Origin of the sequence: Paenibacillus sp. DMB5 (genome assembly GCF_001517085.1) — a bacterium.
Lineage (GTDB): Bacteria > Bacillota > Bacilli > Paenibacillales > Paenibacillaceae > Paenibacillus_AQ.
Window position 1 is genome coordinate 1 of record NZ_LRAC01000092.1, and the last position, 11,961, is coordinate 11,961.

Annotated in this window: 13 protein-coding genes; 9 read left to right on the forward strand and 4 right to left on the reverse strand. The window is 53.9% G+C overall.

The window, feature by feature from the left end:
* Positions 1-126: 126 nt before the first annotated feature.
* The 3 genes from AWJ19_RS09160 to AWJ19_RS09170 form a co-directional block, all read right to left on the reverse strand.
* Positions 127-702, reverse strand: coding sequence for a diacylglycerol kinase family protein (locus AWJ19_RS09160; RefSeq protein WP_068723111.1), 576 nt, complete (start codon positions 700-702; stop codon positions 127-129).
* Positions 703-807: 105 nt separating this feature from the next.
* On the reverse strand, positions 808-1,146 hold the full coding sequence (locus tag AWJ19_RS09165; protein WP_068723112.1) for a hypothetical protein: 339 nt from the start codon (positions 1,144-1,146) through the stop codon (positions 808-810).
* 129 nt (positions 1,147-1,275) lie between these two features.
* Complete coding sequence (locus AWJ19_RS09170) at positions 1,276-2,295, reverse strand: serine hydrolase (protein WP_068723113.1); 1,020 nt, start codon at positions 2,293-2,295, stop codon at positions 1,276-1,278.
* Between the two features lie 444 nt (positions 2,296-2,739).
* On the opposite strand from AWJ19_RS09170, the gene AWJ19_RS09175 reads away from it, so the two are divergent.
* The 7 genes from AWJ19_RS09175 (at position 2,740) to AWJ19_RS09205 (ending at position 8,881) form a co-directional block, all read left to right on the forward strand.
* Positions 2,740-2,928, forward strand: coding sequence for a hypothetical protein (locus AWJ19_RS09175; protein WP_039869425.1), 189 nt, complete (start codon positions 2,740-2,742; stop codon positions 2,926-2,928).
* 398 nt (positions 2,929-3,326) lie between these two features.
* Positions 3,327-4,373, forward strand: coding sequence for a cytochrome c oxidase subunit II (coxB, locus tag AWJ19_RS09180; RefSeq protein ID WP_068723114.1), 1,047 nt, complete (start codon positions 3,327-3,329; stop codon positions 4,371-4,373).
* A 128-nt stretch (positions 4,374-4,501) separates the two neighbouring features.
* Complete coding sequence (gene ctaD, locus AWJ19_RS09185) at positions 4,502-6,340, forward strand: cytochrome c oxidase subunit I (RefSeq protein ID WP_068723115.1); 1,839 nt, start codon at positions 4,502-4,504, stop codon at positions 6,338-6,340.
* Positions 6,341-6,347: 7 nt separating this feature from the next.
* The gene (locus AWJ19_RS09190; RefSeq protein WP_068723116.1) at positions 6,348-6,974 is read left to right on the forward strand and encodes a cytochrome (ubi)quinol oxidase subunit III; all 627 of its coding nucleotides are present in this window, start codon (positions 6,348-6,350) and stop codon (positions 6,972-6,974) included.
* Positions 6,975-6,977: 3 nt separating this feature from the next.
* Entirely contained in the window at positions 6,978-7,304 is a 327-nt protein-coding gene (locus AWJ19_RS09195) for a cytochrome C oxidase subunit IV family protein (protein ID WP_068723118.1), read from the forward strand.
* A gap of 166 nt (positions 7,305-7,470) precedes the next feature.
* Positions 7,471-8,391 carry a cytochrome c oxidase assembly factor CtaG gene (ctaG, locus tag AWJ19_RS09200; protein ID WP_068723119.1) on the forward strand — a complete coding sequence of 307 codons (921 nt, stop codon included), beginning with the start codon at positions 7,471-7,473 and terminating at the stop codon, positions 8,389-8,391.
* A 25-nt stretch (positions 8,392-8,416) separates the two neighbouring features.
* Complete coding sequence (locus tag AWJ19_RS09205; RefSeq protein ID WP_068723121.1) at positions 8,417-8,881, forward strand: DUF420 domain-containing protein; 465 nt, start codon at positions 8,417-8,419, stop codon at positions 8,879-8,881.
* A gap of 868 nt (positions 8,882-9,749) precedes the next feature.
* Here the strand turns inward: AWJ19_RS09205 and AWJ19_RS09210 are convergent.
* Positions 9,750-10,532, reverse strand: coding sequence for an MBL fold metallo-hydrolase (locus AWJ19_RS09210; protein ID WP_068723123.1), 783 nt, complete (start codon positions 10,530-10,532; stop codon positions 9,750-9,752).
* A gap of 285 nt (positions 10,533-10,817) precedes the next feature.
* On the opposite strand from AWJ19_RS09210, the gene AWJ19_RS09215 reads away from it, so the two are divergent.
* Both AWJ19_RS09215 and AWJ19_RS09220 read left to right on the forward strand, forming a co-directional pair.
* Entirely contained in the window at positions 10,818-11,546 is a 729-nt protein-coding gene (locus AWJ19_RS09215) for a hypothetical protein (RefSeq protein WP_068723125.1), read from the forward strand.
* Between the two features lie 16 nt (positions 11,547-11,562).
* On the forward strand, positions 11,563-11,958 hold the full coding sequence (locus AWJ19_RS09220) for a GntR family transcriptional regulator (protein ID WP_068723127.1): 396 nt from the start codon (positions 11,563-11,565) through the stop codon (positions 11,956-11,958).
* Positions 11,959-11,961 lie beyond the last annotated feature (3 nt).

Genomic DNA, 11,961 nt, shown 5'->3' on the forward strand with positions numbered 1-11,961 from the left:
TGCGCGCGGCTGCACCCGTGCACGACGCAGACGTCGAGCCGGCCGTCGCCGCTCTCCGCCTGCGGGCAGATCAGCAGCCCGCCGCCATAGCTTGGCAGGTTGCAGACCGAGACGAGCCAGGCCTGGTCAAAGGCCTGCTCTTTGCGTCGAGGTCACGCTCACGCGGCAAGGCCTGAAGGTGATCAGCGTATGCAATATGCCGATGATATAAGCTAGCTGCCCGGCGCCGACGGCGTTGCACAGCCGCTTGTAGCGGCTGTTATTCACGTTCACGGCGACCTGGGCATCGAAGCCGCTGGCGACGGCGGTCAGCGTCAGGCCGCCCGTGCCGGCGAGCAGATCCGCTTCCAGGCAGCGGTCCTGCAGCGCGGCGTCCAGCGCGGCCTCCGTGTCCAGCGGGATTCCGAAGCCGCGCGCCGTGTCATTGCCCGAGCCGGCGGGAATCACGCCCAGCGGGACGCCCCGGCGCCGCAGTGCGCCAAGCACGCTGTGGATCGTGCCGTCCCCGCCGATCAGGATGGCGGCACGCCAGTCCTCGCGGCGGGTGAGGGCGTGCAGCACCTGCGCCTCTGCCTGTTCGGCGCTCTTGGTAAATAGCGCTTCATAGGCAATACCGCGAGCTTTCAACATCGCTTCGATGCTCAGCCAGGTCCGCTGGCCGGCACCGCCGCCGGAACGGGGATTTATAATTAATAAGTACATGGATGTTCCTCCAGCCTGCAGATTCCTGTATGTCCTGATTCCATTGTACGGAGTAGGCAGGCAAAAGGGAATCACTATTACACTGTCTGCAGCGGGAGTAGCCGGCTACAGCTGGCGGAGCTGGCTCTCCGCAAGATCACCGGCCCAGGGCAGCTTATACCACCTGCCGCCAAGAGAATGGAACAGCATTAGCAGCCAGACAGAAAAGGCGAGCAGCGAGAGGATCGCTCCGATAAACCCGCCGATTAGCGGGATGAATCCGCTGATCACATGGGCGACCATCAGCACGCCGAACGCAATCAGCGACTGCAGCGTATGGAAGAGCACGAAACGGCTGCGCTTCTCCAGCGCCAGGAATACGACAGGGCCAACAAAGGGAAAAAAATAACAGACAGCAGCAGCGATATTCTCGGGCAGTCCGGTCGAAGATTTGAAAGGGGACATAGCGCTCACTCCTTATACTTGGAGAAGAAGGCGGAGAGCAGGCGTCCTGAGGATTTTCGGGGACGCTTTCACTGCACCTTCCTTATTAGGAGACTATGATTTGCCGGTACAAAGTATGTGAAGGAAGCATCAGGGATTCATCGCCGGAATGATATACTGCTCAACCAAACGGCGAGGATTCCTCCACCGGCTTACTGCACTTTCGGCGGTAAAGATCACTGCAGCATCCAGCTCCGGCAGCAGCCAGAGCTGCTGGCCTCCGTGCCCGTGGGCAAGCCGGTAGGGCTGGCTGCTCATGCATCCGTTCCAGAACTGGTAGCCATAGTTCCCGTAGGCAGGGTAACCGTCAGTATGGGGCTGGAAGGACGCCTCCAGCCAGTCCTGCGGGACAACCTGCCGACCGCCATAGCTTCCTCTGCAGAGCAAACAGATGCCGACCCTGGCCATATCCCTAGAGGTCAGGTACAGCCCGATGTGGCCCATGCTGTGTCCTTCAGGGCTGGGGAGCCAGGCTGCATGGGTAATGTCCAGCGGACCGAAAAGATGCTCCTTGGCATAGCTGAAGGCATCCAGCCCTGTGCATTCGCTTAGTATGGCAGAGAGCAGATGGGAGTCGCTGCTGCGGTACTGGAAACGGCCGATATTAGCGGCATCCACCGGAAGATTCAATATATAAGGCACCCAGCGGCGGCTGCGCTGCATGTTGCGCACCAGCGGTTCGCCAAGCTTATTGCCGGTAATCCAGCTGAACCCTGAGGTCATAGTCAGCAGATGATGCAGCGTCAGCCGGTTAAGCTGCGGATCTGAACGGGCAGAAAGGTAGCGCCGGAGTGTATCTGCAACTGGAAGGTCCGTGCCGGAAATCTCGCCCCTGCCGATGGCGATCCCGGTGAGCAGCGACACGAAGCTTTTGGTCGCGGACCGCAGGTCACCCAGCATGCCGGCATGGTGGTTCCCGTAATACCGTTCAAATATCAGTTTCCCGTGGCGCACGACAAGCATACTATGCATTTTAGGATATGCTTTGAGAATCGTCTCATGAGCCTGCTCCAGCAGTCCGCCGGCGGTTCCGGTCTCCTCCGGATCAGCGGACGAAATCGGGGGAGCAGCCGCATAGGGGGTGCTCAGCAGGGACAGCTGTTTGTCCATAACGTCTCCTTTCCTTTCAGCAGGTATTTTTTAGGGGCATATAGTGTATTTTAACCAGAAGGCCCCTATCTCACCTGCCGGAGAGACATAAATATTTGCAAAATTCCATACGCATATTTTACAAGGAAAGGTGGAACTTGGCCTTGAATATGATACAATAAGACGATAAGGCCCGAAAGGAGTGATTCAGCAAGTGGCTCTTCGGGTAAGTAAAGTGTCAAGATGTCTTTACCTTAAGGCGTCTTACTCTCAGCCCAAATCACGACGAACCTGCTTCACCGGCAAGGCGGACCTCCAGAACTCTGGAATGATAGTCTAGGCGGATAATGCAAGCTACGTATGTGTTACGGTTCTTATCTTGCATTTCGAGGTTACGGCGGACTTTTCATCATGCATTCTCTACAACGGAGCATTCATTTTCAATGTTTTGGGAGGGAACTGATCATGGCAAGTAAAGGTCATAACGAAGTCAAGGAAAGTCTACGGGAAATGACACGCATTTTCCGGCCCAAAGATCCCAAGAAATTTGTAAAGGAGTACGTCCGGAAGTATCGGATCACAGGAGGCTATGAAGAAGAGCTGACTATGGTCGTGGAGCATGAGATGGGCAGAATTAACTCATCTGTCTCCTGATTTACACACAAGGATAGTGTTCTGAATTGATGACATGAAATGTGCAATAACATCCATGAGGATTCTCATAAACCGTGCCCGGCTGACCTATAATGCTGGATACGGTTTTTTTGCTTGTTTTCCGGCGGGAGAGAGGTCATGCATTTCAAAATAAGTCAAGAGGTGCGGACCGAACGGGATAATATGAAATCGCTTACCAGGTATTATACTCTACTTCTATCAAAAATGTAAGCGCTATAAAATGGCGGATTGACAAGCTTTTTTGAGTTTAAAAAAGTATTTGTGAACTTGCTGTGAACGATTGACAAAACACCCCCTTGAACTTATATTAATAGTGATTGTTATAATTGACAGGAAAATCCTCTAATCTACGAAATCGGGAAAAGCGGGGTTGATCAATGATGAAAACGTGGCAGGCCGGAAAGCGGCTTCTTCCCATGACTGCAGCGCTTGGATTATTTCTGGCCGGCTGCGGACGGGAGGACCTGTCGGTACTGAGACCGCAGGGACCTGCAGCTGAAAGCTCGTTCGATCTGATGAAGCTGGCGATTACGATTATGATTGTCGTACTGCTGATCGTTTTTTCTATTGCGGCCTATGTGCTTATCCGGTTCCGCAGAAAGCCGGGCCAGCGTGAAATCCCCGAGCAGGTGGAGGGTAACTTCAAGCTCGAGGTCATCTGGACGGTCATCCCCCTGATTCTGGTAGTGATACTTGCCGTACCTACAGTCAGGGAAGTATTTGCCGCCGGCAATGACCATTCCAACGATAAAAATGCAGTCAAGGTCAAAGTGATCGGACACCAATACTGGTGGGAATTCGAATATACGGATTATGGCGTGAAAACGGCCCAGGATCTGGTGATCCCCGCCGGCAAGGATATTGCTTTTGAGCTGAGAACGGCGGATGTGCTGCACTCCTTCTGGGTTCCTTCCCTGTCCGGCAAAATAGATACCAACCCTGACGGTACGGTGAACCGCTTCAGCTTCAGTGCGCCAAATGAAGGCGTTTACCGCGGAAAATGCGCGGAGCTGTGCGGACCCTCCCACGGGTTCATGGAGTTTAAGGTAAAGTCAGTCAGCGAGGCGGAGTTTGAGCAGTGGCTGGCTTCGATGAAGGCTCCGGCCGTGCTGCCGGAAGATCCGCAGCTAGCCGAGAAGTTTAAATCGGCCTGCCTTACCTGCCATGCTGTCGGCGATCAGGGCACTGCGGTCGGCCCGAATCTGACCGGGATCGGCTCCCGGGAATCGGTGGCAGGCATTCTGCTGAATGATGATACAGGCGTGGATGGTGCGCCGATCCTCGATAACCTCAAAACCTGGCTGCATGATCCGAAGAGCGTCAAGCCGGGCAATACGATGCCTGATCCCAAAAAGGACCTGGGTCTGACCGATGAAGAGGTCGATGGCATTGCCGAATATCTGGCCGGCTACACGCTGGAATAGAGCCAGGCATCTCATAGCGGAAGCAGCAATTTTGAAAAGGGGGTACGAACCTTGGCTCAAACAGCGCAATCCCTGAATCCCGCCCGGCCGCCGGAGGCCGCCACAGTGTTAAGCGTTATACCGGGCTGATGGACTGGATCACTACCGTAGACCACAAAAAAATCGCCATCCTCTACCTGTGGGCCGGAGGTTTCTTTTTCGGAATCGGCGGGCTTGAGGCCATCCTGATCCGCATCCAGCTGATCAAGCCGATGAACACCTTTCTGGACGCCCAGACGTTCAACGAATTAATCACGATGCACGGGACGACGATGATTTTTCTCGGGGTCATGCCCGTTATCTTCGCGCTGATGAATGCGGTCATTCCGCTGCAGATCGGCGCGCGCGATGTGGCCTTCCCTTTTCTCAATGCGCTCGGCTTCTGGACCTTTTTGTTCGGCGGCCTGCTGCTCAATCTCAGCTGGGTTATGGGCGGAGCACCCGATGCCGGCTGGACCTCTTACACTCCGTTATCCAGTACAACTTACAGTGCCACCCACGGGGTGGACTTTTATACGATCGGGCTGCAGATTGCCGGACTGGGTACGCTGATCGGCGGCATTAACTTTCTGGCTACAATCATCACGATGCGTGCGCCGGGAATGTCCTATATGCGGATGCCGATGTTCGCCTGGACTACCTTTATCACCTCCGCTATTATTCTGTTCGCTTTTCCTGCTATCACTGTCGGGCTTGTATTGCTTACCTTTGACCGGATTCTTGAAGCTAATTTCTTCAATCCTCTTACGGGCGGCAATCCGGTGCTCTGGCAGCATATATTCTGGATTTTCGGGCATCCCGAAGTATACATTCTCATTCTGCCGGCGTTCGGCATCATCTCTGAGGTCATTCCAACCTTTTCTCGCAAAAGATTATTCGGCTACAGCTCGATGGTCTTCGCTACCATTCTGATCGCCTTTTTGGGCTTCATGGTCTGGGCGCATCATATGTTTACAACCGGCCTCGGTCCGGTGGCGAATGCTTTATTCTCGGTGTCCACGATGCTGATTGCCGTTCCAACCGGGATCAAAATCTTCAACTGGCTGTTTACGATGTGGGGCGGGCAGGTGCGTTTTACTACTCCGAATCTGTTCGCTGTCGGCTTCATTCCAACGTTCACCATGGGCGGGGTAACGGGCGTTATGCTCGCTTCGGCTCCGGCGGACTTCCAGTTTCATGACACTTATTTTGTCGTAGCCCATTTCCATTATGTTATCGTCGGCGGTCTGGTGCTGGGGCTGTTTGCCGGGCTGCACTACTGGTGGCCAAAAATGTTCGGGCGGATGCTAAGTGAAAAGCTGGGAAAATGGACGTTCTGGACCTTTATTATCGGCTTCCATCTGACCTTCTTCGTCCAGCACTTCCTGGGACTCATGGGGATGCAGCGCCGCGTGTTTACGTACCTGCCGAACCAGCAGTTTGATACGCTGAATCTGGTCAGTACAATCGGTGCCGGGCTGATGGGTGTCGGAATGCTGATCTTCCTGTGGAATATCTTCATCACTTCCCGCAAACCGGCTGATGCCGCGGATGATCCGTGGGAAGACGGGCGGACGCTGGAGTGGACGATTCCTTCGCCGCCGCCGGAATACAATTTCAAGCAGACGCCCCTGGTACGCGGAATAGATGCCTTCTGGAAGGAAAAGCTGGCCGGCCACAAAAGCATGACGCCGGCCGAGCCGGTCGGTTCCATCCACATGCCGTCTGCGACGATTCTGCCGTTCCTGATGTCGGTGGGGATTTTTATCGCCGGGCTTGGCTTCATGTTCAGCCGTGATACATTTGGCAGCGAGGTGCTAAGCTTCCTGTTCAACAACTATATCGTGACCGGTCTTGGTCTGGTGATTACGTTCGGGTCGATGCTGATGCGTTCCTTGTTTGACGACCATGGCTGGCATATCGAGCCTGAAGAGCTGGAAGGAAGGTGAGTAGGGGATGACGACTGTACATGCTGAAGCCGGAAAAGGCACTCTCCCGCATGAGCCTGAAAAAGCGACGCTGGAGGGCCGTAACAAGGTGCTCGCCTTCTGGCTGTTCCTCGGCGGGGAGGCCGTACTCTTCGGAACGCTGTTCGCCACCTTTCTGGCGCTGCGTAACTCGACGAACGACGGCCCCTCTGCGGCTGAGCTGTTCCACCTGCCGCTGGTAGCGGCAGCAACGTTTCTGCTGCTGGCCAGCAGCCTCACCAGCGTATTCGCCATTCAGGCGATGCACCGCAACAAGCCGAAAGAGCTGCGCGGCTGGCTGCTCATCACTGTGGTGCTTGGAGCGGCATTTCTTGCGCTGGAGATATACGAGTTCAGTGTATATGTGAGGCATGAGGAATTCGGGATGACTACGAGCGCCTTCAGTTCTGCATTCTACACGCTGGTCGGCTTCCACGGTGCACATGTTGCGTTCGGTATTGTGTGGATCGCTATCCTGATCGGGCAGCTCGTCCGCAAAGGACTGACCGTAGTAACGGCGCCCAAAATCTACGTATCTGCGATGTACTGGCATTTCATCGATGTCGTGTGGGTATTCATTTTTACGGTAGTTTACCTGCTTGGAAAGGTGGGCTGAGCCATGGCGACGGAACAGCATTCGCAGGAGGGCGGCGGCGTGAAGCACCGTCACCGGCACGAGGGGCCGCAGCGCCATATCGTAGTGTTTGTTTTTTCGGTGCTGCTGACGCTGCTTGCCTTCGCGGCTGTAGCCGCCGGAGGGGTTAACGCCACCTTTGCCGTCATTTTGCTGCTGGTAATGGCTGCGCTGCAGGTGGTGCTGCAGATGGGCTTCTGGATGCATTTGAAGGACAAAGGGCATCTGCTGCCAATTATTTTCATGCTGGGCGGTTTTTTTATCGCCGGAACCTGTATTGTTATGGCTCTTTACTGGGTCTGGTGGGATTAGCATTATATTCAGGAGGCCGGCGGGAGCTGCTGCCTCTTTTTGCTGTCGGGGGATTGCCATGGTTAAAAGACAGAGGACAAGGCGGAAGGCCGCTGCCTGCAGTTGCTGTCCGTAACAGACGCGAATGCCGCGGTCTCTAATATTTTTGATGGAGGAGGACTGTCCGATGCTTGGCTTGCAATACTTCAGCTTTGCCGATCTGTGGAGCCCGCTGCTGCTGGCGGCAACGCTGCTGCTGGCTGCGGGGTATCTCGTGCTGATCGGGCCGCTGGCTCAGCGGTTCCCTGGCTCAGCGGAGGTTCCGCTCCGGCAGAGGTCGATGTTTCTGGGCGGGCTGCTGGTGCTCTATCTGGCCCAGGGCGGTCCGGTCAGTCTGCTGGGACATATCCTGTTTTCTTTTCATATGGTCAGTATGGCGCTGTCTTATCTGATTGCGGTGCCGCTGATGATGCTGGGGATTCCGGATTGGTGCTGGCGTGCTCTGGTGAGGGTCAATCCGCTGCGGAGGCTCTCCTTTCTGGCTCATCCGGTGGTGGCTGCGCTGCTGTTCAACGGACTGTTCTCGCTGTATCATATCCCGGTAATTCACGACTATGTAATGCTGCACTTTACGGTGCACCGGCTGTATTATGCTGTGCTTTTTGTGACCTCGGCGCTGATGTGGTGGACGCTGATCAATCCGCTGCCGGAGCATCGGCGGGCCGGAGGGCCTGTCAAAATCGGCTTTATTTTTCTGAATATGGTGCTGCTCACACCGGCTTGCGGGCTGATTATTTTTGCAAGCGCTCCGCTCTATGCTACCTATAGTGATCCGGCTGTCTGGGCGCGGGCGATGGGCTATTGTGTGTCCGGTGATCCGGCTGTGCTGCTGCAGGCTTTTGGCGGACCGGGATTCTTTGGAGGGCTGTCACCCAAGGTGGATCAGCAGGTCGGCGGAATCGTGATGAAGTTCATTCAGGAATTTATTTTTGCCTCGATGCTTGCTTATGTGTTCTATCATTGGTATAAAAAAGAGAACGGGCAAGACGATCCGGATCTTTCCGGACCCTCCGGCGAGCTGGGGGATGGCGCATTGACCCGGGTATAGCTGGCAAGCACCGAGGAGGATAAGCATGGATATCTTTACAGTGTTTCCAACGATCAGTACATCGTTCATCGTAATCAGTGCGGTGCTGGTGGCTATCGGCTGGAGACAGATCATCATTGGCAAACGTGAAGCGCACAAGAAGACAATGATCGCCGCCGCCGTGGCTGCAACTCTGTTTTTCATTGTGTACATGTCAAGAACGGTATTTGTAGGAAATACATCGTGGGGCGGACCGGATCATCTGTCGACGCTGTATCATATTTTTCTGATCTTCCATATCGTACTTGCCACCGTCGCCGCCGTGTTCGGGATCACGACACTGGTGTGGGGCTTTCAGGCCAAGTACGCGAAGCACCGCAAGCTGGGCAGAATCACGGCTGTGACCTGGTTCATTACAGCTATCACAGGAGTCGCGGTATATGTGCTGCTGTACATATTTTATCCGGGCGGCCACACCAAGCCGGTCTGGGATGCCATCTGGGGCTTCTAACCTTATATGCATGTAGGCGAATCGGCCTGCGTACAGCTTTATCCACTATGGAGCGGGCTGCTGCGCAGGCCTTTTTATGTGTATGGGAGGGTGGATGGGGGAAATAACCGGATGTCCTTTGCGGGGTGGACAGATAGTGGACTGATATATGAAGGCCGGCTACCCCGCGTTACGTGGTTGGGCAGCAGGCCGTGTGGCTTAATGGGAAAAATCCCTTTAATGGTGCCCGATAGAGGTTGAAAAGGGTGGATTAAAGGGAAAAATCCCATTAATGGTGCTCAGATGAGGGTGGTTAGCCATTGGCCCCCCCGCAACCTTTATAACCTCTGCCCCCATCTAACACAGCCGCCAGCGCAGATCCTGAATAGTCCGCTTCCCTTAAACCACATGCCTATGTATTGCATCATCCATCAACGTGGAAATCCGGGCAGACGATGCCGGCTAACCTCTACCCCTGTCAAAACACATTCTCCAATGCAGGTACCTAGTAGCTCGCCCTCTTTAAACCCAATCTCTAAGCACCGAATCAGCCAACCCAGCAGTCCGAGCAGACAGACAATGCACTTTATCCAAATCTTTATCTAGCACATTCACCACCGCTGATTCCGAATAGTCCGCTTCCTTTAAACCACATCCCTAATTATTGCGTTCACAAGCGCAGGAGTCCGATTAGCCAGCAGCACCAGATCCCCCTCCGCTAACCCCTGCCTCTATCAAGTCATGGCCTTCAACCCAGATTTCCAATAGGCTCCCTTTTAAAACACATCCTTAAGTATCGTTCGCCATCCTAGCAATCCAACTAACCAGCGTACGATAACTTGCAACATCCACCAATCCGGATTCGGAAAAAGCCCCTTACTCCACGAGTCTAGAACCGCACACTAAACCCGTTAAAGGAATGCGTACCCGTGCCGAAGGAGGCCAGATTTTTCTCTCTCAGTGTCTTGGCGGCGAGTTTTACCTCAACCAGGATCTCCCGGTCCAGTCCCAGCGTATTGTGAGAGCCGAAGATCTTAGTGACACCGGGAATGTCTGCGATTCGCTCCCACGAACGGACCAGGTCTGCAGGACTTGTCGAAGGATAAAAGGCATAGACTGGCGTCTCATCATACAGCAAGTCCCCTGTAAACAGATAACCGGAGGCTCCCTCGAAAAAGCACGCATGTCCCGGTGAATGCCCCGGCGTATGATATACCTCAAGGCATCTCCCGCCCAGATCAATGATCTGGCCATCCTCTAGCAGCCCGGCCGGTCTGCCACAGTATGGTGTATAGGTATCTGCATTAAAGCCCTCCGGCAGCGGCTGACTCAGATCACGCACAAGATCCGCCCTGATGTGCTCAATTGATAAGCCCTGGATACCATGGATTAGCCAATCACAATCGCCTTCATGTACATAAATTTCGCTGAACAGCCCGTGGCCACCGATATGGTCGGTATGGACGTGGGTGGTGAGGACGCAAACCGGGAGTGTTGTCAGCCGGCTGGTTACCTCACGGATATTACCGATACCGAGTCCGGTATCAATCAGGGCAGCCTTCTGATGCCCGAGCAGCAGGAAGGAATGGACCTTCTCCCAGTGCCCGTATTCACTAATGGCAAAAGTGGAATCATCTATGCGCTGCACCGTAAACCAAGGATTATTCATCATATTGCCTCCCCTGAATAATGTTTGTCCTAAGCCGCATCTTCACAGTAGCATAACCGGCCGCGCTAAAAAATTCCAAGAATTTCTTATAAAACTATTGACGGTGGAAAAAACAGGGCATATACTGTGTATATAGATATACACAGTAAGCACACAGTAATCACAGTAATCACAGTGAGCACAGTAAGTAATTACACAGAGCACACGAAGCTTTTTTAAAGTGTTCCGGGTGATCTGCCTGATGCACTGTGCCGTATATCTGCTGAACTAAAGAGAGGTTAAAGCAAAATGACAAATTTAAAACAGGCGTTGATCATTGTAAGATGTGACTTCAACGGCGACAGGCTGAAGTTATTATGGATGCTGCTATGGGCGCTGCTGTTCATGGGTTACATGGGCGGGCTGACCAGTATGATCATTCAGGATACGCTGGATAACGGTGACGGGAAGATTCTTGCTGACATCATGTTCATGACAGTCATACCGATGCTCGGCTTCACCTTTTCCAAGCGGACGATGAAGTACCTGACGGAGGATTCCTACACCCGGATGCTGGCCTATATGCGCACCTTGCCTATTCCAACTGCTGTGATTCTCTGCAAAAGAAAGCTGAATGCACTCTTTTCCATCGGATTGAACGGAGTGGTCTTTTTCGGACTTATCTATGCAATCAGCAGTAACCTGCGGCAGGAGCTGCCGCTTCCGGATTACCTGGCGTTTGCGTTAACCTGGATCGGGCTGGGGCTGCTCATTTCAGGGCTTTACATTTTTATCGAGCTGCTGGCAAGCGGGAGGGCTTACTTTTTCTACGTGCTGCTCTTTACGGTCATTTACATCGGGACGGCACTATTGACCTGGCTGGCTGGGGGAAATCTTATTTTGTTCACTGTCAGCTATTCCAGTGAGTGGGGGCTGCTCTCCCCGCTGATGTGGGGAACGCTGATACTCGGAACCCTGTCGGTTCAGCTCTTCTCCGCTTGGACGATACACCGGCTTAAGAGCCGCGATCTCGTATGAGAGGGCGGGGGTAAGGATGTGGATACCCATTCAAATTAATGAAAACAGCGCCGAACCGCTATACTCGCAGATTGAGACGCAGCTGCGGTCACTCATTATAGGCGGCAGTATTACTGAAGGAACGCTGCTTCCTTCCATCCGTGAATTTGCGGGTGAGCTGAAGTGCAGCGTCATTACAGTCCGCCGGGTCTATCAGGATCTGGAGAATGAAGGGCTGCTGCGGACGAGGCAGGGCACAGGCACATTCGTCTCTCATGTCGGAGCAGGTGCGATGGAGGAATATAAGCGGGAAGCTATCCGCAAAGCGCTTGAAGGTGCGGTCGATGTAGGATTGTCTGTTCAATGCACTGCAGAAGAGCTGACCCGGATGTTCACAGAAATTGTAGAGAGCAAATACAACACACAGTCATGAAAG